Raw genomic sequence first — 21,767 nt, 5'->3', positions numbered from 1 at the left:
GGGGGGGCCGGGGGCGCGGCGGGGGGGGGGGCGGCCCCCCCCCGGGGGGGGGGGGGCCGGACCTCCCTCATCTCAGCACCGCGGGAACGTCACGCCGGTGAGCCGCTCCGACGCCTCCCACAACCGCCGCGCCAGCACCGGGTCGCTGGCCGCCGCCGACCGCCCGACCAGCGCGGGGTGGCCGTGCAGCTCGAACCTCCCGTCGGGACCCACGTAGCTGGCGCCCGGCAGGTCCTGAGTCGCCGCGTACAACGACGGCAGCGCCCCCTGCTCCTCGCTCTGCGCGAGGTACCGCCCGGCCAGGTGCACGACCTTGACGAGGTGCCGGTTGCGGCCCTTCGTCCCCAGGTTGCTCGCCGTGTAACCGGGGTGAGCGGCCAACGCCCTGACGGCCGACCCCGCCTCCCGGCACCGCCGGTCCAGCTCCAGCGTGAACAGCAGGTTCGCGAGCTTCGACCGGCCGTAGGCCTTCACCGGGTTGTAGCCGGACCGGGCGAGGTCGAGGTCGTCCAGGTCGAGCACCCCCGCCCTGTGCGCGCCGGACGCCACCGTGACGACGCGGTCGGTGATCGAGGGCAGCAGCAGGTTCGTCAACGCGAAGTGCCCGAGGTGGTTGGTGCCGAACTGCAGCTCGAACCCGTCCGCCGTGCGGCCTTGCGGGGTCATCGCCACCCCGGCGTTGTTGACGAGGACGTCGATCCCGCCCTGCCACCCCTGCGCGAACGCCCGCACCGACGCCAGGTCGGCCAGGTCCAGCTGACGCACCTCGGTCGTGCCGCGCATGGCCGCCGCCGCCCGCTCCCCCGCGGCGACGTCCCGCACGGCGAGCACGGTGCGCGCCCCCGCCGCCGCGAAGGCGGTGGCCGTGCCGCGCCCCACCCCGCTGGCCGCGCCGGTCACCACGACGGTGCGCCCGGTCTGGTCGGGGAGGTCTGCGACGGCCCACCGCTGCTTCGTCATGATCGCCAGTCTAGGCACCGGCTGGGTCGAGCACCGGTGCGAGCGCGGGGGTGCGGCGCCGGGAATCCGGCACCGCACCCCCTCCACGGCCGAGCGTCCTACTTCTCCCTCAGCAGGTACACGTTGCCGTTGCCGTCCGCGTCGCTGTTGAAGATCAGGTCCGTGTCGTTGATGAACGCGGCGTGCGGGTGCACCGACTCCTCGTTCGAAGAGCTCCCGTGCTTGAACATCTTCACGGTGTCGACCTTGTTCGTGCCGGCTTTGATGTAATAGAAGTAGATGTAGGCCGTCGAGTCCTTGTGGCCGTCGCCCTGGATGATCGTCCGCGCGGGGTTCATGGCGTAGTGGTTGCTGCTCTCCTGGGTGTCGTAGCTGAAGAACTCCTGCTTGCGGATGTTGTAGGTCACCACCTGGTCCGGCGTTTCGCCCTGCTTCCGCTGTGCGAAGGCGGCGTCCCGGCCGTTGGACGCCCAGAACGGGTGCGCACCGTGGTCATTCGAATCGGTCAGCATCGTCTTCTTCTTCGTGCCGATGTCCACCAGACCGATCTGGGAGTCGTAGCGCAGGTGGAACAGCAGCGTGTCCCCGTGCACCGGGTTGATCAACACGTGGTCGACCTCCCCGTCGATCTTCTTGACCGTTTGCAGCTCCCCCGATCTCACGTCGACCAGGACGAGCGAGGAGGTTTTCTCCTCCTCGTCGTACAGCGACGCGGCGACCGTCTTGCCGTCCGACGTGAGCGAGGGGATTCCCTTGAAGTCGTACCTGCTCGAGAAGGTGCGGATCTTCTTCTCGCGGTACGGGGCGCGCAGGCTGACGCTGGTCAGCGTCCGGTCGTCGAGGTAGAAGGCCTCCTCGGTCTGCGGCGAGACGTTGGCGTGGTCGCCGTCGATGTCGTCGGAGTCCGTGACCTGCACGAACCTCCCGTTGTCGAGCGACATGAGGTAGAGGTTCTCGTCGCCGTCCCGTTCCGACATGAACAGGACGGAGTTGAGCGACGGGACGTAGGGGTCCACGTCGAGGTACATCTTGTTGTCGAGCTCTTTGTCCCTGGTGAGCTGAACCACCTCGTAGTCGGGGTCCAGGGCCGGGCGGATCTTCCACTCCGACTCGAATCGCGCGCCCTTTCCGAAATCGACCGCGGAACCTTCAGCGAGAGCGGCGCAGGAGAAACCCAGCATGCTCACGGAAACGAGAAAAGCCACAGTTGCTTTCACGAGGGGAGACCTTCCAGGCTAGAACGCGAAAGACCGGCCGTTCTCGACTATAGGAATGTGAATCACACTCCACAACGGATTCAATCTCACTCTTTCGAGTGGAGAGAGTGGGATTTTCCCACAGTCGATTTCCCCAATGATCACCGCAACTGCCGCTATTCCTGCTGACCGGAAAAACTACGAGGAACGTCCGGGAGGATCGCCCGGTCCCGCAGCGGCCATGATGTGCCGGGTGCGGTCGCGCAGCAGCTGGTGGGTGCGGTCGTGGTGGTTGCGCGGGTGCCAGGCCATGCCGACCGTCACGGGCGGCAGGTCCACCGGGATCGCGAACGTGCGGAGCCCGAGCTTGTCGAGCATCCGGCGGGCCAGCCGGGCGGGCGCGATGCAGACGACGTCGGTCTCCGAGGCGAGGAACAACGCGCTCGCGAACGTCGGCACCACGGCCACCACGCGGCGACTCAGCCCCCGCTCGGTCAGCTCCTCGTCGACCGGGCCGCGTGCCCGGCCGCGCCGCGACACGACGACGTGGTCGGCGGCGGCGAACCGTTGCGGTGTCACCACTTCCACCTCGGCGAGGGGGTGACCCGGCCGCACGACGCCGATCAGCGCCTCGGTGACGAGCGCTTCGGAGTGGACCTCCGCGTCGCCGGGCCGGATGCTGCCGATCTCCAGGTCGACCAGGCCTTCCCGCAGCGCCGGGGTGTCCTCCAGGTTCTCCGGCCGCAGCCGCAGCGAGATGCCGGGGGCCTGGTCCCGCAGGTCGTCGATGAGCGACGGGATGAACGTCGTGGACAGCATGTCGGTGACCTGCAGGTCGAACGTGCGCACCGCGCTCCGCGGGTCGGCCGTGGCGGACGGGGCGAACAGCGCCCGTGCCCTGGAGGCGATCGCGTGCACCTCACCGCGCAGCTCCACTGCCCGTGGTGTCGGCACGAGGTCACGTCCGGCCCGGACGAGCAGCGGGTCGTCGAAGACGCGGCGCAGGCGGGCCAGGGTGCGGCTCATCGCCGGCGCCGAGGTGTGCAGCCGGGCGGCGGCCTTGGTCACGCTGTTCTCGGCGAGCAGCGCGTCCAGCGCCTCGATCAGTTTCAGGTCGATGTCGCGCACAGCCGATTATCACATTCGAAATGGTTGCTTGCCAGAGTTGCACTGGTGTTAACCCCCGGTCGCTCCTACGGTCGAAGAACGGGAGAGAAACCGTTGGAGGGCAACAACATGACCGGGAAAGCGCCCGTGCTGCGGGCTGTGGTGATCGGCGCCGGGATCGTCGGGTTGACGACGGGCGTCGCCCTGCGCCGGGCCGGGGTCGACGTGGTGGTCTGCGAGCGGGCACCGGAGATCCGCGCCGCCGGTGCCGGACTGGGGCTCTGGGCCAACGCACTGGCGGTGTTCGACGGGCTCGGCATCGGCGAGCAGGTGCGGGCCATCGGCAAGCCCAGCGAGATGCGCTTCCACGACCCCTCGGGGAGGCTGCTCGACACCCCGGGGTTCGATGCCGAAGACCACCGGTACCTGCTCGTGCACCGCGCGAAGCTGACCGGCCTGCTCGCCGACGCAGTGGGGCGCGAGAACATCCGCCTCGGCGCCGGGTTCTGCGCGTTCGAGGAACACAACGGAGGCGTCACCGTCCGGTTGACCGACGGCAGCACGGAGGAAGCCGAGGTGCTCGTCGGAGCGGACGGGGCGTACTCGGCGGTCCGCGCGCAGCTGGTGCCGGGCACCCCCGCGCAGGAACACCGCGGCCACCACGCCTGGCGCGCGATCGTCCCGGCCGGCGGCGTCGCGGTCGCGGAGAACCGGCTCGTCCTGGGCACCAACGGGTGCAGGGGCGGGTACGTCCGCACCCACGACGGCAGCGTGTACTGGCTGGTGAACCAGTTCCGGTCACCACCGCTCACCGGCACCCCGAGGCACCAGGCGCTGGAACGGGCCCGCCACCTGGAGGACGGCCGCGACGGGGTGCTGACGCGGCTGATCCGCGCGACACCCGAGGAGCTGGTCCTGCACAACCACGTCGTGCTCGTACCGCCGTTGCCGCACTGGGTCTCGGCACGGGTCGCCCTGGCCGGTGACGCGGCCCACGCGATGTCACCGCACATCACGGCCGGTGCGACGCTGGGCGTCGAGGACGCCGCGCTGCTCGGCGCCCTGGTCGGCGCAGCCGACGACGTGCCCTCCGCCCTGGCGGCCTACCAGGCCGACCGCATCCCGCGGTACGCCCGCGTCGCGGAACTGTCCGCCGCCGTCGAGCACTCCGCCACACCACAGGAGTTCGCGCGGCACTACACCGCGTTCAGCCACTGGATGATCACGCCCCCTGGCCACCGGGAGCAGCCGGGTGCGGCCGCCTGCCTCGCAGGTGCGCACGTGGTGAAGCAGTCGTTGCGCCACCTCTGATCCGTGCGCAAGGGCCGTCAGCCCTTCCGCAGGAGTCAGCTGTCCGCGAGGAGCTGTGCCGTGCGCTCGATGCAGCGCATCCGGGCGGCTGAGAAGTCGTACGGCATCTTGGTGAGCGCTTCGCCGGCGCTCATCTGCGTTTCCTGCTCGCCCAGGTCGAGGGCGAAGAGCTCCTCCTCGGCGACGTCCAGCCCGGCTGCCTCGACGGCCCGTTCCACGGCCTCGTAATAGGCGAACCGCTGCCGGGCGAGCTCCTCGACCCGCGGGTCTCCGGGATCGACGCCGTCGTCGAGTGCGGCCTCGGCCGCCTCCAGGCGGTCGTCCTCCTCCCGCAGGTCGGGGTGGGTGGCCAGCACGATGACCGTGCTGGCCTGCACCGCGGCGGCCAGCGGGCCGAAGATCCGTTCGGTGACCAGCAGGGCCTCCAGGTCGGAGGGGCGCACCGCACCGGCGGGCAGGTGGCGGAGCCGGTCCGTCACCAGGTCCGACAACAACCCCAGCGGGCTGCCCACGACCCGCAGCCGCTGAACCGCCTCGCGCTGGCGGCGGATCTCCGCCTCCTGCGCGGCCAGGGTCTCCTCCAGGCGCCCCAGGTTCTCCGCGACGTCCCGGGCCCCGTCGAACGCGGCCCGCACGTCGTCGAGCGCGATGCCGGCCTCGGCCATCCTGCGGATCCACAGCAGCCGGATCATGTCGTCGTAGCCGTAGCGGCGGCGGTCGTCCGCACCCCGCTCGGGCTCGGGGAGCAGACCGATCTGGTGGTAGTGGCGGATCGCGCGCGGGGTCGTCCCGGCGAACGCGGCGGCGTCACCGATCTTCACCTGGCGGGGAGGCGTGAAGTGCATCGCAGGCGGAACCTTTCCAGCTGTGGTGACCCGAAGGACATCACATGCCGCTGCGGCAGGTGCAACACGCCGGTCCCGTCGTTCACCCCTGGGAACGCGACTTCCTCCGATTCGGGTTGAACCACCGCGAAAGGGGATCTGGCGATGACCGTGCGGACGAGGTGACGCACGGGGGGCGTTCTTCTCCTGATCTGCGCCAGTCGAGCTTCCAGCGGCCCACCCGCGCGCCCTCCCAGGCGAACGCCGCGGGAGCACCTGAACCCGCACCGTCCGGAGTAGACGAATGTCGTCAGCGCCCGACGTACTGACCGAACCGGCCGACCGCCCGCGCGGCAGCGACTTCGCCCGCCTCACCAAGGAGCTCAGGGCAGCCGGGTTGCTGGACCGGCGGCGCGGCTACTACCTGGTGCGGATGGCGGTGAACGCGGTGCTGCTCGGCGGGATCGCCGTGGCCTTCGTGCTGCTGGGCGACTCGTGGTGGCGGGTGCTCACGGCTGTCGCCCTGGCCGTGGCGTCCACGCAGCTCGCGTTCATCGGGCACGACGCGGGTCACCGGCAGATCTTCCGCAGCCACCGGCACAACGACGTCGTGGGGCATCTGCACGGCAGCCTCACCGGGATCAGCTACCAGTGGTGGGTCGCGAAGCACAACCGCCACCACGCCAACCCCAACCACGAGGACCACGACCCCGACATCGAGATCCACGCCCTCGCCTTCAGCCGCGCCCAGGCCAAGGACAAACGCGGCCTGAACGCCTGGATCACCAAACGGCAGGCCTTCCTGTTCTTCCCGCTGCTGCTCGCCGAAGCGGTCGTGCTGCGGATCTCCGGCATCGTCGCCCTGTGCCGCAACGAGCTGCGCAACCCGTGGCGCGAGACCGCGTTGCAGGTCGTCCCGCTGGCCGCGTACCTCACCGCGGTGTTCCTCGTGCTGCCTCCGCTGAAAGCCGTCGTCTTCATCGCCGTGCACCAAGGACTCATGGGCGTCTACCTCGGGTGCTCGTTCGCGCCCAACCACAAGGGGATGCCGATCATCACCGGTGAACAACGACTCGACCACCTGCACAAGCAGGTGCTCACCTCCCGCAACGTCACCGGTGGCCGGTGGGTCGACGCCCTGCTCGGCGGGCTGAACCACCAGGTCGAGCACCACCTCTACCCGCACATGCCCCGCCCCAACCTGCGCCACGCGCAACCCGTCGTCGAGGACTTCTGCGGACGCCACGGAATCCCGTACAGCAAGACCACGCTGCGCCGCTCCTACGCCGAGGTGCTCCGGCACCTGCACGGCGCGGGCGCACCTCTGCGCAACACGGCCTGACGAACGAAGACCGGATCGGCGGCGGAGGGTGTACGGTTGGCAGAGAGGTGGCCGCGTTCCGCGCCCAGGACTTCTCCTGTCAAGACCTCTGTCATCAAACGGAAAGAACCACGTGACCCTGCCTTCGGCGAACGACCTGTTCAGCCATCCCGAAAACCACGAGACCCACACCCAGCCCGGCCCGGCCGAGTCCGACCGGCCGTCCTGGACGAACCTGTTCCAGGAACCGGTGCCCGCACAGCGCGTCCCGTCGGAGCACTGAAGCAGCTCAACGGCCCGAGAGCGCGTCCTCCACGCTGGAGCGCACCGTGAACAGCGCGCCCAGACCGACGACGTCGAGCACCCGGAGGACCTGTCGCGGCACAGCGACCAGGACGACGTCGGCCTGAGCGCCGACGGCGAGGTTCCTGGCGGCGATGAACGCCGAGATGCCGCTGGAGTCGCAGAAGCGCAGCCCGGACAGGTCCACGACGAGCAGCTGCCCGCGGGACAGGGAGAGCTCACCCGTGCGGGCGAGAACACCGGGCGAGGTGTGCGCGTCGAGGTCGCCCCGGATGGTGAGGACCACACCGGCCGCCACCGTGCGGACGGTCACCGAGAAGTCGTTCACGCGCGACCACCCTCCCGTGCGGGAACGCTCAACGCCAACAGGGCCGTGTCGTCCTCGACACCGTCGCCCAGGGCGTCCAGCAGCCGGTTCACCGCGGCGATCACGTCCGGCGCGGTCGCCGGTGCCAGGCCGGCGAGGTCGTCCAGCAGGTCCTCCTCGCTGTACCAGCTGTCGGCGCCGGTCCGCGCCTCGGTGAGGCCGTCGGTGTAGAGCAGGATGGCGTCACCCGGCTCCAGGCGGAGCTCCGCGACCACGAAACGGGCCTCGGGCAGCGCGCCGACCAGCTGTCCGCCGCGCAGGTGCAGCAACGACGACGTCCCGTCCGCCCGGAACACCACGGCCGGCGTGTGCCCGCCGCCGGCCACCGTCATCACCGCAGCGTCGCCGTCGCGGCGGATGCTGCCGCACACAACCGTGCAGAACCGCGGGTACATGCCCTGGGAAGCCTGGTAGAGCACGGTGTTGAGGTGGTCGAGCACGCTCACGGGGTCCGGGTCGTAGACCGCCGCCCCGCGCAGCGTGTACCGGATCAGCGACGTCACCACGGCCGCGTCCTCGCCCTTGCCGGACACGTCGCCGAGGAAGAACCCCCACGTGTCGCCGGGCAACGGGAACAGGTCGTAGAAGTCGCCGCCGACCTGGTCCAGCGACGCGGGGTGGTAGTAGGCGGCGGCCTGCACACCGGGCACCACCGGCAGGGCCGGGGGCAGCAGGGTCTGCTGCAGGGTCCGCGCGAGCCGCTGCACCCGGTCGCGTTCACGTTCGGCGAGGTCGCGGCCCCTGAGCAGCTCCTCCTCGTACGCGCGCCGGTCCCGCGCGTCGAACACCGTGGTCCGGATGAACCGCGCCCTGCCGCCGGCGTCGGACTTGACGGTCGAGGTCAGCAGCACGGGCAGCCGCGTGCCCCCGGCCGCCCTCAGCTCCAGCGCGACACCACCGAGCTCGCCCCGCAGCTGCAACAACGGCGCGAAGTGCGTCTCGTAGTAGATCCGCCCACCGACGGTGAGCAGGTCGCTGAAGCTGACGCGCCCCACCACCGCGTCCCGCTCACGGCCGAGCCACCGCAGCAGCGTCGCGTTGATCTTCACGATGGTGCCGTCGGGCAACGTGGACACGTACCCGCACGGTGCGTTGTCGTAGAGGTCTTCGAGGCTGTCCTCGTACTCGGTCATCACCGGCCTCCGACGTGAGCCGCGATCGCCGCGGCGGGCACCACCAGCCCGCTGCCGGTCACGACCACGTTGCACCCGCTGACGACGTTCACCCGACGATCCTGCCACTTGCACCGGCGGCGCGCGGGCCTGCTCGCGGGCGTGCCGTGCGACAGTGACGTGATCGTCGTTTGTGATTGGGCGGCGCGGCGCCGGGGTAGCCGAGGTGGGCAACAGAATCGACTTCAGGAGGCTGACGTGATCGGGTTCATCGTCGCCGGACTGATCATCGGCGCGCTCGCCCGACTGATCAAGCCCGGCAAGCAGAACCTCGGAATCGTGGCGACGCTGCTGCTGGGCCTGGTCGGCTCCGTCATCGGCGGCACCATCGCGAACCTGCTCGGCACCGGCGACATCTTCGAGCTCAACGTGCTGGGCTTCATCGTCGCGGTGATCGCCTCGGTGCTGCTCATCGGTGTCGCGGAGGCCATCTCGGGCCGCAGCCGCAGCAGCGTGCGCTGATAGCCGCAACCTCGAACGGCCCCGGCCACCCACGCGGTGACCGGGGCCGTTCGCCGTGCCCACCAAGTGCTGCCGCTTGAGTCAGGGACGGGCCCTCGTGCGGTCGGCGCGCCTGGTCCGCTTCGGTCGTGTCGCCGCCGTGCAGCGCGGGCACATCGCCATCGCGGGAGTGCCTTCCCCTCCGGTGTCGTTGATCCACACCGCGTCGGCCCACAGCACGTGCGAGAACCGGTCGAGCCGCGCGCGGTGCAACGGCACACCGCACAGCGTCTGGTTCTGCCCCGGCCACCAGGCGTGCACGTCACCCGACGGCAACCGGGTGCCGTCCTCGTCGCGCCAGTTGCTCGACGCGGCCACCGCGGGCATGGCGGTCATCAGCAGCCTCCCTCGACGTCGTCCTGCGAACCGCATACCCGGCGCCGCCGCCTTCAACCTGCCGCGGATAGGTCGCCCCTCGCCGGGTACTCGACGCGGCATGATGAAACGCGCGTTGTGGGAGGGCCTGGTCGCGGGCACCGCCGGAGTGCTGGTGATGACGGTGGGCGAGAAGGTGGAACAGCGCCTGACCGGCCGCCCGGACTCCCACGTGCCGGCGCGGGTCCTGCAACGCCTCACGGGCATGCGGGAACGACCCGGCGGCAGGCAGCCGGTGCCGGTCAACCTGGCGATGCACTTCGGCCAGGGCGTGCTGCTGGGCGTCCTGCGCTCGGTCATGGCACACGCCGGCCTGCGCGGACCGTGGTCCTCGGCGAAGTTCACGGTCGTCCGGCTGACCAACGACCAGATCCTCGAGAACGCAACGGGTGTCGGCGCTCCCCCGCCCACCTGGCCCCGCGGCGAACTGGCGGTCGACCTGCTGCACAAGGCCGTCTACGCCTTCGTCACCGGTGTCGTCGCCGACGCGCTGGCCGCCCGTTCCGGCCCAGGCCCCGGACAGCGCCACGCCGCGTTGCGCCCAGGCCGCCACGCCGACGTCGGCCCACTCCCCCGCGGCAGCCGGTGACGTTCGTGAGCCGGTCCACCAGGTGTGCCAAGGCTTCCGGGTCACCGACCAGCCGGCGGGACGTGCCCGTCACACCTGGCAGACAGGACACCACCACGTTTCCCGGCCGTGCGCGGTGAGCTCGGCCGGGCGGAACGCGACCGGTGTGCCGCAACGCAGGCACGGACGCCGAGCCCTGCCGTAGACCCAATGCCGGGGCCGCGGCCTGCTGGTCGTGTTCTGCGTGGGGTTCTCGCGCACCGCGTGCCGCAACCGCCGCCGGGCATCGGTGAGCAACACCTCCAGACCGTCCACCGAATCGGCCGCCCGCCACGGATCGACGCCGTGCAGGAACAGCAGCTCCTGCGCCCACATGTTGCCCAGCCCGGCCACCCGGCGCTGGTCGAGCAGCGCCGCGACGATCGCCGCTCCCCCGGCCGCCGCGACCCGCTCCGCACCGGCGGAGAGGCTGTCGGTGCCCAGCAAATCCGGACCCAGGTGCCCCACCACCGCGTGCTCGTCGGACGTCCTCAGCACGGTCAGAACCGGCAGCGCGACTCCCACGAGCGTGCGGCCGTCGTCGAGGCGCAACGCGATCCGCAGATCGGGCATCACCCGCGCGGGCAGCCGTTTGCCCGGCCGCAGCACCGACCAGGAGCCGGTCATCCGCAGGTGCGAGTGGACGGTCAGCCCACCGTCGGTGCGGCACAACAGGTGCTTGCCCCGCGCACGCCAGTCGAGAATGCGTTGCCCGGCCAGGTCGACGGTGGCGAAACGGGGATGCCGGACATCACTGTGGACGATCAACATCCCGGCCGTGGCGGTGTCGAGCCGTGCCGCGATCCGCGCCACGCTGTCGCCCTCCGCCACCACTCCATCATCACCCACCCCCGCTGAACACGCCCGGCAGGCCGAACGGTGCGATCCTGGTGCGATGGCCGAGCCGGAGCACACGCCAGACGGGCACTTCGTCATCATCAACGGGCGGCGCTGGCGGGCCACCGACCCCGACATCCCACCCGAGCCCGCGGCCCGCCTGCGCAGCCTGCTCATGAAGGCCCGCCGTGACATCAGCGCCGCCCACCGCACCGACGACCCCGAGGCGGAGCACGACGCCCGCGCACGGGTCCAGCTCGCCAAGGTCGCCCTCGGCGAGCGCGGCACCCCGTGGTGGGAGCAGACCGCCCTCCAACGCGAGCAGCGCTGGCAGGACGGCCTGGAGGAACTGGAGCGCCGCGACGCCTGAGCACAGCCGGCCCTCCGGTCCGCGGTGAAGTCGTTCGACACCGGGCCCACGCGGTGGGCACACTGCCGAGGTGATCCGCTTCCACTTCCAGCTCACGCCACTGTCCGATGTGGAGCCGTGGGGTGAGCGCCGCCTGCACTGGTTCGCGTTGACCGACGGCCGTTACTGGATCGAGGTGGACGGGCACAAGCTGTTCCACCACCGGTCCTCGCCGGTCGACTACTACGTCGTCCGGCTGTGGGAGGACATCCAGGAAGTACTGCCCTCCGCACTGGAACCGGTGCCCGCGGACCTCGTCGGGCACCTGACCGGCGACGCCTGGCCCGGGGCGGACGAGGAAGCGGCTGTCGACTGGTACAGCGGCCACTTCATGAACACCAGCTACCTGCGTGCCGGGCCCAGCATCCTCTGGTGGCGATCGGTGGCCGACCAGGACACGATCACCGTCGACTGGAGACATCCCGTCGACAGCGGGGTCGACTGCACCGTGCCGAGGCGGGGACGGGTGAGCGTGCCCACCGAGTCGTTCCTGCAGGCGGTGGAGACGTTCGATCGGGAGCTGATGGTCGCGATGGAGCGGCGCATCGCGGAGGTCGAGGCCGGTGGGGTGGCCGCGGACGTCCAGCTCGACCTGGAGCAGCTCCGCCGGGAACACCAGCAGCGTTCGGGAGCGATGGCCGCTGCCCTGCGGCGGACACCCGGCACGGACTGGGCGGCGGTTCGCGAAGGTGTCGCGCGTATCTTTTCGACGGAGTAGCCGGTGTTCGGGAAGGGCGCGGTGAACGTGATGTCCCGCTTCGAAGGAAGCGTGTGGGTGGCCCACGGATGCTTCCTCTTCGAGGCCGAAGAGCTGCCCTGAACCGGTCGAGCCGAGGAGATCGAGAACTTCATCGACGATCGCGGCGATGGGCAGGTGCACCTGCTCGCCGGGCGTGAACACGGTGAGGTCCAGGTCGTCGTGGAGGTGCTCGACAGCCGCCCGCCGGGCGACGTGGATGGCTGGACCGCAACGGCCGAGCTGCAGTTCGACTGGAACACACCACACGTGTACGTGACCGAAGTGGAGCTCGGCCGAACGGAACGCTGGGAGATCCCGCTGCCCTGGAGACGGTTCCACCTCGGGATCAAGTTCCGGGAAGGGGCCGACGAGCAGTGGCACCTCCAGCTGTTCCCAGTCGACCGACCTGGGTGATCAGGACCATCTCGTCGCGGACGCCAAGAACACTGATCGCCGCGCCTGGAGCAGCGTCGCCGCGTCGACCCCCGCGGGTCCTCTCCCCCACATCTCCCGGTCCAGCAGCCCGAACTCGGGCTGCATCAGGTTGCTCCAGTGCAAGTCGCCATGCACCGTCTCCCACGCCGAGACCTCCGTGGAGATGCCGTCGCCGAACCGGTGCCGAATCCTCGTGGTGACGAGGTCTTGGCCGACGCCGACCCGGTCCATCGGCGTTGCCGCGACCACGTCGATCGTTCGCCGGAGCTCTGCCCACCACGCGTCGGGCAGGTCGACGCAGTCGCGCAACGCGTCAGTACGAGAGCACGGAGAACCAGGAAGAAGCGTCAACACCTCAGCGCGCTGACGCCGCACCTCTTCCCACTCGTACACGTGGCTTCGCCAGACCGGTCAACACGTTCGAGTCGACGTTCCCCGTCCAGAACGCACCACCAGCCCACCGCACGTCCTCGGACACCACACGCAGCCAGTACGTCTGCTCATCTCGGCGGGCGGGTGCTCCGACTGAGCGGTCGACCCACCCACGCCGGGGCTCGCCGACGACGATGAGCCCGAGGTGGTCCGCGGCACGCTGGAGGTTGTCGAGCATCCACTCCCGGTATCGGGCGTCCGCCTCGCTCAGGCCGGTGTCCATCGACCGCGTCAGCTCTCGGTGACGTGCCGCAGGTATGCCTCCGGCGTGGTCATGTACCGGCGCCAGTGGTCGACCAGAGCGAGGTCTTCCCACTTGGTGCGGTGGAACCCGTGGTCGCCGACTTCGATGATGTCAGCGTCCGGCGTGGATGCCAGGATCGGTGAGTGGGTGGCGCAGATGATCTGCGCGCCGGACTTGCCGAGCTGGTGCATCAGCGACACCAGCCGCAGACAGGACTGGAACGACAGGGCGGCTTCGGGCTCGTCCATCAGGTAGAAGCCCGGCTCGCGGAACATCGCGGAGAACACGGTGAGGAACCCTTCGCCGTGGCTCATCTCGCTGGTGTCCTCGTCCCAGTAGCCACGCATGCCGGAGACCGCCTCCATGAACCCGAAGGCGGTCTCCGCGCGCAGGAAGTAGCCCTTGCGCTTCGTGCGGGTCCCGGAACGGTGCCGGACGCCGGCCGCGGTGGTCTCGAAGCGCACCATCTCGCCGAGCTCGGTCTTCGGGCGGTCGTTGCCGTACTTGCGCCCGGCTCGCCCGCCGCGCGCGTCCAAGCCCCAGGCTTCGGCGAACGCCTCGACGAGGGTGGACTTGCCGGAGCCGTTCTCGCCGACGAGGAAGGTCACCGGCTTCTCGAAGGACATGCCCTCCTCAGCCAACTGGGCGACGCATGGTACGTCGAGCGGCCATGCCCGCCGAGAGCCCGTGGGCAGGAGTTCCTCGGGGATGTAGGCGCGACGGGCGAGCATGAAATCGGGTTCCTCCGATCAGTGGTAGTCCGGTGCGCAGGCTCCCGTAGGCGTGCAGTTGCCCGCAGGCCGACACGCCGGGCTGCAGCTCGGCCCGCATTCGATGAATTGCACCATCTGCACGCCGCCGCCGGTACATGCGTATTGCCTGTAGGTCCTCCAATGCGGACATCGCGCAGATTTACTTCGATCGAGCTACAAGCAGCGCTTGACGCGAGCCGACGCTGACCTGAGTTCAGGCCTCCGAACCGGATCGCTCCCCACCCATCCCCAGGATCAACGCCACCGCCTCCTCCGAACACACCCCCGGCGTCAAAACCTCCTGCAGCAACAACCCCCGAATCGCAGCGACGACAACGGTGGCCCTGGTCAACGCCTCCGCAGCACCGGCCCCCTCCCGCTCCGCCAACGACGCCAACGCCCCGGTGAGGTCCCCCAGCGACGAGATGAACTCGCCGTACTCATCCGGCCGGTACGCCGCCAGCCCCACGACGTGGAAGAACCCGCGCGCACGCGACAGCTGCTCCGGACGCATGTACGTCCGCCAGATGGCCCGCACGAGGTCGTCGAACGTCCCCTGCGCCGCGTCCCGGAACAACGCCTCGTTGTCGCGGGCCCGCTGCGCCCCGAGCACCGCCGCCAGCACCCCCGTGAGCGACCCGAAGTGGTACCGCAGCAACGCATGACTGGTCTCGGTCCGGGCCGCGATCTCGCGCAGCGACGTCTCCGGTGGCGGAAGACCGTCGTCGAACACGTCGAGGAGGCGCGCCAGGAGGCGCTCGCGGGCATCGCCGGTGCTTGACAGGACCACGCCGCTAGTTTATCCATTGGAAAAGAGATTTATCCAGTGGAAAAGAGGGCGGATGGGACGTTTCCAGCTGATGGGCGCCACGGTCGTGGACGGATCAGGCCGCGATCCGACCCAGGGCGCCGTCACCGTCGAGAACGGCCGGATCATCGGCGCCGCCGACGGAGACCGGATCGACGGCGACCGGATCGACGGCGACGGGCTCACGATGACGCCCGGCCTCATCGACGCGCACGTCCACCTGGGGCTGTCGAGCCCGATCCAGCCGCAGTTCTCGTTCCAGATCAGCGCCGCCGAGATCGCCGCGGACATCTTCGCCGCGGCCGGCAAGGCGCTCGACGCCGGCTTCACGACCGTCCGCGACACCGGCGGGATCGACGGCGGGGTTGTCGCCGCGATCGCGAAGGGCAAGGTCAGGGGGCCGCGTGTGCTGTCGTGCGGGCCGGTGCAGTGTCAGACCGGCGGGCACGGCTACTACGGCGCTGAGTGGGAGCCCACCGAGCTGTGGAGCAGCCACCACGTGCCCGGCTTGTGCGCGCTGTCCATGATGGCCGGCAACGCCGACGAGCTGCGGCGCAACGTGCGTGAGGCGTTCCGGCACGGGGCGTCGTTCCTCAAGCTCTGCGTGACCGGCGGGGTCGTGGGCGGCAACGACCGGCTCACCGACACCCAGTTCACCGTCGAGGAGATCGCCGTCGCGGTGCAGGAAGCCGCGGCACGCGGCACCTACGTGACCGTGCACGCCCACAACAACGACGGCATCCGCAACGCGGTCGAGGCAGGAGCGCGCTGCGTCGAGCACGGCACGGATCTCGACCAACAGACGGCGGAGCTGATGGCCGCCCACGGGGTTGCGCTCGTGCCCACGTTCACCGTCGTCGAACGGCTGCTGCACGACCCCACCGCCGCCGGCCTGGGCGAAGCGGTCCGCGAGCGCGTGGCGGGAGCGCGGGAACGGATGGCCAGGGCGCTCGCCGTCGCCAAGGAGGCCGGGGTGCGGGTCGGGCTGGGGTCCGACCTCATCGGCCCGGACCAGGACCGCCGCGGCGAGGAGCTCAGCCTGCGCGCACAGTTCGAGACACCGATGGACGCCCTCGTGGCGGCCACGAAGACCAACGCCGAGATCATCGGCCTGCCCGACGTCGGCGTCATCGCCCCCGGCAAGCAGGCGGACCTCGTGCTGTGGAACGGAAACCCGCTCGAAGACCCGGCCGTCTTCGCCGACCCCGCCAACGCCGTACTCGTCGTCCACAATGGACGTGTTGTGAAGGATCTCCGATGAGCACCATGTGGAACGGCTGCCTCGCCGACACCGACTACTTCGAGCTGCGTTCCAGCAGTGGCCACGACTACGGCGTGTGGGTCACCACGCCGCCGAACCACGACCCCGCCACGGCACAGCTGCCCGTCGTGTACGTGCTCGACGGCAACTGGGCGGTGGGCCTGACGGCGCCGCTCATCGTCACGCAGCAGGACCCCATGCAGCCGATCAAGCCGTACATCCAGGTCAGCATCGGCTACGCGGGCGAGGACGCGCAGCACTGGGCGCGGCTGCGCAACAGGGACCTCGTGCCGCCCGGCGAGCCCGTCGCCCGGGAGTTCCTCGACGCCGTGGAGATGGGGGTCCAGGCGGGTGCGATGACCCGCGAGCAGGCCGACGCCTACGTCGACGAGCTGCGCGACACGAGAGGTGATGCGTTCCTCGGCTTCATCACCGACGAACTGCACCCGCGCGTCGAACGCGACTACGGCACGGCTACGAGCGGCCACGGCCTCTTCGGCTACTCCTACGGCGGACTCTTCAGCCTCTACGCCTGGCTGACCGGCACCACGCTCTTCGAGAGCATCGGGGCCGGCAGCCCCGGCGTCGCCGGTGAGGACAGCCGGATCTTCGCCCGGATCAGGGAACTGGGCGACGACCTGCCCACGGCCGAGCTCCACCTGACGTTCAACGACCGCGAGATCCTCGGCACCGTGCCGATCTACCAGAACCTCACGAAGAACGCGGCCACCGTCCTGCACCACCTCACCGCCCGCGGCGCGGCCGTGACCAGCGAGGTGCTGCGCGAAACGCACGTGACCGGCCTGCAGTCGTCGTTCCTCAGCTACCTCAGGACCTGCCGAGCCGGTGAGCTCAGCAGGTGACCTTGACGACCGCGTTCGGCTGGAACGACACGTGCACGTGGTCCATGTGGTTGGCCGTGGGGCTGCCCCGGTCCTCCATCATCGACCAGCCGCTGCCGTCGTTGTAGCGCTGCCGCCAGATCACGTAGGTGACGCCGAACGCCTTCCGGTTGGCCAGCACGTACTCGGCCAGGGCGTTGCCGGTCGCGTTGTCGACCATGAAGTCCAGCGCCAGGCCGGTGGGGTGGTCGCCGGAGCCGCCGCGGCCGACGGCGCCACCGATGTTGTCGACGCCGAACTTGCCCCCGACGTGGTGGCCCACCTGCGCCACGTGCGGCTTCACGCCGTTCAACGTGGTCGGGCAGGGCGGCGGGGGTGGTGGAGGCGGCGGAGGTGGCGGTGTGGTGGTCAACGGGACCGTCGTGGTCACCGGGGGCACCGTGGTGGTGATCGGAGCTTCCGAGGACGTCGTCGCGGTGGTCGACGTCGTCGGGGACGTCGAGCTCTGGCCGGCGGAGGTCGCCGGGGCGCCCAGCTGGGCGGCCGCTCCGGTCGGGTCGACCGGCTGGTCGGAACCGCGGACCGTCCAGAAGGTCACGACCAGGCCCGCGGTGAGGGTGGCGGCGACCGCGATGGGCAGCTTCTTGCTGGGTGTCGGCTGAGTTCTATGTCGGCCCGGCATTCGGGAACACCTTGCGTCGGGGACAGGGCATGCTCACACGGGCGGCCACATTACGAAATGAACACGGGAACGTCACAGACGAGTGTTGATCCTCACACTCCCCCTGGTGAACGCCCTGCTACCGAAAGTGAGCCGTGCAGTTGGCAGCCTCGCTCCTCCGTGATGGATTGCTGCCCGATTGGAAGGTTCTGGCCTCGCCTGCTCTCGATAGCGTCAGAACGGATGATCACTTCCTGCAGTCCTCACCGGATGTCGCGGGCAGGCGGGTCACACCGGGGAATGCCGCTCGGTGATCAGTCGAGCCCGAGCCCAGGCAGCTTCACCGCGGCGGTCTGCGCACCCACCGGCTCGTGCCACGCGCGGTACCGGAGGTCGTCCGGACTCGTGATCCCGTAAGACTTGTTCAGCGCCACCACGCACCGCCGCGCCAGCTGCGCGAACTCGGCCGTGAGCGCGGGCCGCCGCAGCGACGACGTCCAGTTGGGCTGTGCGACCCCAGGTTCGACCCACCCGAACCTGCGCAGCAGGAACTCGAGGGCGTCCGCGACGACGTCCGCGCCCGGCGCCTCCGCGTCGAGGCGGTCGGGCCCGGCCGCGAACTGCACGTACCGCTTCGGGTCGTCCGCCGCGTGGATGACGAGGAACACGCGGTCCGTCACGTCGCGCAGCGCGTCGGTGAGCCGTTCGGCGAACAGCTCCCAGGCGTGCGCGATCTGCCACGGCGCCCGAACCGGCGTGAGCTCGGTGGTGAACCGCAGCTCCGGGTCGTCGAACGCGACGAGCTTCTCCAGCGGCCCGCGGTGGTCGGCCCTCGCGAAGCCCTCTGCGCCCGCCCGCTGGTCGAGCGTGGTCACCACGTACGCCTGAGGTGTGGTCGTGAGGACCTCGACGGCCAGGCCGCGGTAGGTGCCGGGACGGGCGAGGTCGTAGCAGTCCAGCACGTCATCCGGCCCGAGGTGCTTCACGAAGTAGCGGCGGCCCGTCCTGGTGAACGACTCGTCGACGGCGTGGTCCGACGCGATCCACCACTTGTCGGGCGAGTGCAGCAACCGGTAAGCGACGTCGCGGTACCGGACGAACCGTCCGGGTGCGGGAAGGCGGTCGTTCACCGGTGTCCGGCCCTCCGGTCGAGCGCGACGCCCTGCGGCGTCTCGAACATCGCGCGCAGCCCCCTCAGGTCGAGCCTGAACGACATGCTCCCGCCGGACGGGGTGGTCCAGGTGGCGGACGACGTGCCTTTGAAGTCGCACATCGCCGGTGCGCCCCAGCGGGTTTCCCCCTCGCGCACCATCAGGGCGTAGGCGTCACCGAGGAACCGCCTCGACGCGGGGGTGACCTCGCGAATCGTGTCCGCGACGTCGAGCTGGAGGTAGGACAGGTCGCCCCTGGAGCCGATGGTCGACACGTCCGGGGTGGTGAACCCGGAGACCGTGTTCATGAGGTAGGGGACGCCGCCGTCGACCTCGATCGTCCACCCGAACCACTCCTGCACCTGGTCACGCGTGAGCGGCCAGGGTGCGGCCTCCCAGAAGTCCATGAGGTCGCACGCCTCGACGGGCGTCATCGCCTTCCAGCTCACCTTCCGATCTTCGCACGGTCCTCATCGGACGCGACGACCTCACGGTGGATGATGCCCGCCATGACAGCTGTCGACCCCTTCAGCGCGAGCCGCGAGCGGTACCTCGGCCCGCTCCGCGGCGACGGAGGCCTCTGCGTCGGCAACGCCGACGAGTGCGATCACTACACCGAGGACGGCGCCGTCCGGATTCCGTGGCGGGGCCGGCCACGGCCCGAGGACATGGCACGGGTGCACAGCCTGGCCCTGTGCCCGACGGAGGCCCAGCTGCGCAAGGCGGTGCTGCCCGCCTACCTGCCGGACCTGGTGAACCTGGAGTCGCTGACGCTGCCCGCGCCGCTCGTGACGCACCTGACGTCCCCCACGCTGACGTCACTGGTGATCGGCAACGCCGACGGCCAAGCCCCTCCGGTCCCCCTCGCCGCCGACACCGCCCTGCCGGCGCTGCGCGCGCTGATGTGGGTCAGCTCCTACACCACGCCGCGGCTGCCCCAGGTGGTCGACCCGTTGCCGCCACTCAAGTTCCTCCGCACCAACGTGTCCGGTGACCCCGCTGTGCTGCGTCAGCTCGCGGCGCTGCCGTCGCTGCGGCACTTGGAGCTGGTGCACCTGAAGAACACCGACGTGGTCGACCACCTCGTGGCCCCGCTGCGCGCGCTGGAGATCGGCGGCACGGGACGCGACTTCCCGGTGGCCCGGCTCGCCGAGATCACCACGCTGGAGTCGTTGCGCCTCAACGGTGTCCGTGCCGAGATCGACTGCACGGTCTTCCCGACGCTGCCGAACCTGGTCCAGCTGACCGTCCTGAACTCGAAGCGGATCGTGAACGTCGAGGCGCTGCTGGACTGCCCGACCCTGGCGAGCGTCACGTTCGTCGACTGCGGCAACCCGTTCAAGAAGGACGGCAAGGCGCTGTTCCGGTCCCATGGCTTCGCCGAGCTGGACATCGACTACTCGTGATCGAAGCCAGCTAAGGTGGCCCGCATGGGCGTTTCCCTCTACTACACGGCTCGCCGCGCGACCCCGCTGACCGACGCCGAAGTCACGGCGGTCGGCCAGGCCGTCGACACCCACAACGCGAACGCGCCGTTCTCCGCGGAAGAAGAGGGGCTGTTCCTCTACGACCAGCTGGAGTCCGGAACGGTCCTCAACGGGTCGACCAAGATGCCCGGCGCGGACGACCGGGCGGTCCCCTCGCTCGTGCACTGGCTGGCCGCGGTCACCGCGCTGCGCCACGCCGTGCCGGACGCGGACTGGACGTTCACCCTCGACGACTACGAGATCGAGTGGGACGACCACACCGGCTACCACCTGCCCGGTCTCACCGACTGATCCTGGAGCTGAACGGCCCAGAACAGGCGCGTGCCGCGAGCACGGCGCAGGTGAGCACCACGGCATCAGGGCCCGCCGGTCGCGGGCCCGTGATCGGCGGGCCGGGGTGTCAGGCCGGCGGGATGGTGAAGATCAGGCCCTGGCTCATGGTCGAGCGGATGCCCTGCACGTCCGTGGTGACGACCTTCGCCCGGTGCTGCCTGTCGGGGGTCAGCCCGGTCAGGGTGACCTGCTTCTCGGTGACCAAGCCGGTGTGCCCTCCGTCCAGGTACACCTCGTAGCCCAGGGTCGGGTTCCACCAGGAGGAGGCTTCCCAGGCCAGTGTCACGGACGTCGGGGTCGTCGAGACCACCCGCAACCCGCTCGGGCGCGGCGGACGCTCGAAGACGGCGGGCTGCGACCACACGGTGCCCAGCAGGTCGTTCTGCGCCGGGTCGTGCGAGCAGGACGCGGTGACCGTGCCGACAGGAGTGCCGTCGGCACGCTCGGGGCGCAGTGTCAGTGCCAGGTCGTCCACGTGCAGGTCGTAGTAGCCCGGTGTGGTCAGGAACTGCACCGGGAAGGAGCCCGCGGCCCGCACCGCGGCCCCCTGGGTGGTCGTCAGCCACGTGGGCGCGACGGTGAACGAGGCCCGGGTGGTCCGCGTCCCGTCCGGGCCGGTGATGTGCGCGTCCAGCGTCGCTGTGCTGTCGGCGTCCAGGCGCACCCCGCCGGCCATCGTCAGGACCGGGCGCAGCTCGCGCAGGTCCAGGTCCACGTCGATGTAGGCGGGTTCGTGCCTGGCGATGGTGTTCGGGCCCGCGCCGTCGTCCGGCAGACCGCCGACGACCCACGCGGTCATCCGGGCACTCGCCCCGGAGGAGGTCGTGCAGGTGTAGTCCATCCGCACCGCGGTCGTCTGGGCCGACGCCGGGGTTGCGGCTCCCGTCAGCACCCCGACGGCCGCCAGGGCAGATGCCAGCGACAAAGCGGTGATGCGGAGTGGCTTCCCTCTTTTGCGCACCTCTACATCCTCTCCGTGTTCACTCGACCGCGGACAGTGTCCCGCACATCAACGTCGGAACGTGTCGACCATTCAGCCGCAGCAAGGCGGAGGTGATGTTCGAGCAATGCCGAAATGCAGCACGGAGTGGAAGCAGATCGGAAGCAACTCTTGCATTGGACGTGCTTCAACTGTCCTCAATGGACTTGATCCCGCAGAGATCACGGTACGGGTTGACCGCCCAGTGCTCCTCAAAGCTTGATCACCGCAGTCGTGCCGTCGGCGACGAGGACGTCCTCGCCTTCACGGCGGCGTCGCGCAGGTCGCCCGCGCCGCGCAGGTTCTCCACCGACGCGGTCGCCGGCAGCTGGGTGGCCCGGCTGTCCTGCTGG

The 21,767-nt window shown here is 70.1% G+C and carries 28 protein-coding genes; 13 read left to right on the top strand and 15 right to left on the bottom strand.

Annotated features, from left to right (window positions below; all coding sequences use genetic code 11):
* Positions 1–72: 72 nt before the first annotated feature.
* The 3 genes from AB0A63_RS27645 to AB0A63_RS27635 all read right to left on the bottom strand — a co-directional run bounded on the left by AB0A63_RS27645 (position 73) and on the right by AB0A63_RS27635 (position 3,275).
* Positions 73–960: an oxidoreductase gene (locus AB0A63_RS27645; protein WP_360396537.1), complete on the bottom strand. Its 888-nt coding sequence runs from the start codon at positions 958–960 to the stop codon at positions 73–75.
* 98 nt (positions 961–1,058) lie between these two features.
* Positions 1,059–2,147, bottom strand: a complete 1,089-nt coding sequence (locus AB0A63_RS27640) for a hypothetical protein (protein ID WP_360396535.1) — start codon at positions 2,145–2,147, stop codon at positions 1,059–1,061.
* Between the two features lie 207 nt (positions 2,148–2,354).
* Positions 2,355–3,275, bottom strand: coding sequence for a LysR family transcriptional regulator (locus AB0A63_RS27635; protein WP_360396881.1), 921 nt, complete (start codon positions 3,273–3,275; stop codon positions 2,355–2,357).
* A gap of 117 nt (positions 3,276–3,392) precedes the next feature.
* On the opposite strand from AB0A63_RS27635, the gene AB0A63_RS27630 reads away from it, so the two are divergent.
* Positions 3,393–4,574, top strand: coding sequence for an FAD-dependent monooxygenase (locus AB0A63_RS27630; RefSeq protein ID WP_360396533.1), 1,182 nt, complete (start codon positions 3,393–3,395; stop codon positions 4,572–4,574).
* 35 nt (positions 4,575–4,609) lie between these two features.
* Here AB0A63_RS27630 and AB0A63_RS27625 read toward each other — a convergent pair whose 3' ends face one another.
* Complete coding sequence (locus AB0A63_RS27625) at positions 4,610–5,419, bottom strand: MerR family transcriptional regulator (RefSeq protein WP_360396531.1); 810 nt, start codon at positions 5,417–5,419, stop codon at positions 4,610–4,612.
* 283 nt (positions 5,420–5,702) lie between these two features.
* Between AB0A63_RS27625 and AB0A63_RS27620 the strand changes: the two genes are divergently transcribed.
* Together AB0A63_RS27620 and AB0A63_RS27615 are read left to right on the top strand one after the other, a co-directional pair.
* Positions 5,703–6,740, top strand: a complete 1,038-nt coding sequence (locus AB0A63_RS27620) for an acyl-CoA desaturase (RefSeq protein WP_360396529.1) — start codon at positions 5,703–5,705, stop codon at positions 6,738–6,740.
* Between the two features lie 112 nt (positions 6,741–6,852).
* On the top strand, positions 6,853–7,002 hold the full coding sequence (locus tag AB0A63_RS27615) for a hypothetical protein (protein WP_360396527.1): 150 nt from the start codon (positions 6,853–6,855) through the stop codon (positions 7,000–7,002).
* A gap of 6 nt (positions 7,003–7,008) precedes the next feature.
* Here AB0A63_RS27615 and AB0A63_RS27610 read toward each other — a convergent pair whose 3' ends face one another.
* Together AB0A63_RS27610 and AB0A63_RS27605 are read right to left on the bottom strand one after the other, a co-directional pair.
* Positions 7,009–7,350: an STAS domain-containing protein gene (locus tag AB0A63_RS27610; RefSeq protein ID WP_360396525.1), complete on the bottom strand. Its 342-nt coding sequence runs from the start codon at positions 7,348–7,350 to the stop codon at positions 7,009–7,011.
* A complete protein-coding gene (locus AB0A63_RS27605; protein WP_360396524.1) occupies positions 7,347–8,522 on the bottom strand; it encodes a SpoIIE family protein phosphatase in 1,176 nt (391 codons plus the stop codon). Before AB0A63_RS27605 ends, AB0A63_RS27610 begins: the two co-directional genes overlap by 4 nt.
* Positions 8,523–8,759: 237 nt before the next feature.
* Between AB0A63_RS27605 and AB0A63_RS27600 the strand changes: the two genes are divergently transcribed.
* Positions 8,760–9,023 (top strand): GlsB/YeaQ/YmgE family stress response membrane protein, encoded by a 264-nt coding sequence (locus AB0A63_RS27600; protein WP_360396522.1) that lies wholly within the window; start codon positions 8,760–8,762, stop codon positions 9,021–9,023.
* Positions 9,024–9,104: 81 nt separating this feature from the next.
* On the opposite strand, the gene AB0A63_RS27595 is transcribed toward AB0A63_RS27600, so the two are convergent.
* Positions 9,105–9,398, bottom strand: a complete 294-nt coding sequence (locus AB0A63_RS27595; protein WP_360396520.1) for a hypothetical protein — start codon at positions 9,396–9,398, stop codon at positions 9,105–9,107.
* Positions 9,399–9,498: 100 nt separating this feature from the next.
* Here AB0A63_RS27595 and AB0A63_RS27590 point away from each other — a divergent pair, with 100 nt between their 5' ends.
* Positions 9,499–10,026 (top strand): hypothetical protein, encoded by a 528-nt coding sequence (locus tag AB0A63_RS27590; RefSeq protein WP_360396519.1) that lies wholly within the window; start codon positions 9,499–9,501, stop codon positions 10,024–10,026.
* Positions 10,027–10,095: 69 nt separating this feature from the next.
* On the opposite strand, the gene AB0A63_RS27585 is transcribed toward AB0A63_RS27590, so the two are convergent.
* A complete protein-coding gene (locus AB0A63_RS27585) occupies positions 10,096–10,893 on the bottom strand; it encodes a DNA-formamidopyrimidine glycosylase family protein (protein WP_360396517.1) in 798 nt (265 codons plus the stop codon).
* Between the two features lie 46 nt (positions 10,894–10,939).
* Here AB0A63_RS27585 and AB0A63_RS27580 point away from each other — a divergent pair, with 46 nt between their 5' ends.
* The 3 genes from AB0A63_RS27580 to AB0A63_RS27570 all read left to right on the top strand — a co-directional run bounded on the left by AB0A63_RS27580 (position 10,940) and on the right by AB0A63_RS27570 (position 12,443).
* The gene (locus tag AB0A63_RS27580; protein WP_360396516.1) at positions 10,940–11,251 is read left to right on the top strand and encodes a hypothetical protein; all 312 of its coding nucleotides are present in this window, start codon (positions 10,940–10,942) and stop codon (positions 11,249–11,251) included.
* Positions 11,252–11,321: 70 nt separating this feature from the next.
* Complete coding sequence (locus AB0A63_RS27575) at positions 11,322–12,008, top strand: DUF5984 family protein (protein ID WP_360396514.1); 687 nt, start codon at positions 11,322–11,324, stop codon at positions 12,006–12,008.
* A gap of 201 nt (positions 12,009–12,209) precedes the next feature.
* The gene (locus AB0A63_RS27570) at positions 12,210–12,443 is read left to right on the top strand and encodes a hypothetical protein (RefSeq protein WP_360396513.1); all 234 of its coding nucleotides are present in this window, start codon (positions 12,210–12,212) and stop codon (positions 12,441–12,443) included.
* Here AB0A63_RS27570 and AB0A63_RS27565 read toward each other — a convergent pair whose 3' ends face one another.
* From AB0A63_RS27565 to AB0A63_RS27555, 3 genes are all read right to left on the bottom strand, one after another.
* Positions 12,444–12,773 carry a hypothetical protein gene (locus AB0A63_RS27565; RefSeq protein WP_360396511.1) on the bottom strand — a complete coding sequence of 110 codons (330 nt, stop codon included), beginning with the start codon at positions 12,771–12,773 and terminating at the stop codon, positions 12,444–12,446. It abuts the gene before it with no gap.
* Between the two features lie 354 nt (positions 12,774–13,127).
* Positions 13,128–13,766 carry an AAA family ATPase gene (locus AB0A63_RS27560; protein ID WP_360396509.1) on the bottom strand — a complete coding sequence of 213 codons (639 nt, stop codon included), beginning with the start codon at positions 13,764–13,766 and terminating at the stop codon, positions 13,128–13,130.
* Between the two features lie 340 nt (positions 13,767–14,106).
* Complete coding sequence (locus tag AB0A63_RS27555) at positions 14,107–14,682, bottom strand: TetR/AcrR family transcriptional regulator (RefSeq protein ID WP_360396507.1); 576 nt, start codon at positions 14,680–14,682, stop codon at positions 14,107–14,109.
* A gap of 52 nt (positions 14,683–14,734) precedes the next feature.
* Here AB0A63_RS27555 and AB0A63_RS27550 point away from each other — a divergent pair, with 52 nt between their 5' ends.
* Positions 14,735–15,961, top strand: coding sequence for an amidohydrolase family protein (locus AB0A63_RS27550; protein ID WP_360396506.1), 1,227 nt, complete (start codon positions 14,735–14,737; stop codon positions 15,959–15,961).
* On the top strand, positions 15,958–16,824 hold the full coding sequence (locus AB0A63_RS27545; RefSeq protein WP_360396504.1) for an alpha/beta hydrolase-fold protein: 867 nt from the start codon (positions 15,958–15,960) through the stop codon (positions 16,822–16,824). The genes AB0A63_RS27550 and AB0A63_RS27545 overlap by 4 nt, the downstream gene beginning before the upstream one ends.
* Here the strand turns inward: AB0A63_RS27545 and AB0A63_RS27540 are convergent.
* Positions 16,814–17,146, bottom strand: a complete 333-nt coding sequence (locus tag AB0A63_RS27540; protein WP_360396502.1) for a hypothetical protein — start codon at positions 17,144–17,146, stop codon at positions 16,814–16,816. The two genes, AB0A63_RS27545 and AB0A63_RS27540, sit on opposite strands and share 11 nt — an antisense overlap.
* 58 nt (positions 17,147–17,204) lie before the next feature.
* Between AB0A63_RS27540 and AB0A63_RS27535 the strand changes: the two genes are divergently transcribed.
* Positions 17,205–17,465, top strand: a complete 261-nt coding sequence (locus tag AB0A63_RS27535) for a hypothetical protein (protein WP_360396500.1) — start codon at positions 17,205–17,207, stop codon at positions 17,463–17,465.
* 313 nt (positions 17,466–17,778) lie between these two features.
* Here AB0A63_RS27535 and AB0A63_RS27530 read toward each other — a convergent pair whose 3' ends face one another.
* Together AB0A63_RS27530 and AB0A63_RS27525 are read right to left on the bottom strand one after the other, a co-directional pair.
* The gene (locus AB0A63_RS27530) at positions 17,779–18,594 is read right to left on the bottom strand and encodes a hypothetical protein (RefSeq protein WP_360396499.1); all 816 of its coding nucleotides are present in this window, start codon (positions 18,592–18,594) and stop codon (positions 17,779–17,781) included.
* Positions 18,591–19,064 carry a DUF6301 family protein gene (locus AB0A63_RS27525; RefSeq protein ID WP_360396497.1) on the bottom strand — a complete coding sequence of 158 codons (474 nt, stop codon included), beginning with the start codon at positions 19,062–19,064 and terminating at the stop codon, positions 18,591–18,593. Before AB0A63_RS27525 ends, AB0A63_RS27530 begins: the two co-directional genes overlap by 4 nt.
* Before the next feature lie 60 nt (positions 19,065–19,124).
* Between AB0A63_RS27525 and AB0A63_RS27520 the strand changes: the two genes are divergently transcribed.
* Both AB0A63_RS27520 and AB0A63_RS27515 read left to right on the top strand, forming a co-directional pair.
* Positions 19,125–20,021 (top strand): hypothetical protein, encoded by an 897-nt coding sequence (locus AB0A63_RS27520; RefSeq protein WP_360396496.1) that lies wholly within the window; start codon positions 19,125–19,127, stop codon positions 20,019–20,021.
* A gap of 24 nt (positions 20,022–20,045) precedes the next feature.
* On the top strand, positions 20,046–20,393 hold the full coding sequence (locus AB0A63_RS27515; protein ID WP_360396494.1) for a hypothetical protein: 348 nt from the start codon (positions 20,046–20,048) through the stop codon (positions 20,391–20,393).
* Positions 20,394–20,502: 109 nt separating this feature from the next.
* On the opposite strand, the gene AB0A63_RS27510 is transcribed toward AB0A63_RS27515, so the two are convergent.
* Positions 20,503–21,396, bottom strand: coding sequence for a fibronectin type III domain-containing protein (locus AB0A63_RS27510; RefSeq protein ID WP_360396492.1), 894 nt, complete (start codon positions 21,394–21,396; stop codon positions 20,503–20,505).
* Between the last annotated feature and the right edge of the window lie 371 nt (positions 21,397–21,767).

The organism is Lentzea sp. NPDC042327 (assembly GCF_040647275.1).
In the GTDB taxonomy this organism is placed as follows: Bacteria; Actinomycetota; Actinomycetes; order Mycobacteriales; family Pseudonocardiaceae; genus Lentzea.
Note: the sequence above shows the minus strand (reverse complement) of the source record. Positions and strands in the feature narration are given on the sequence as shown.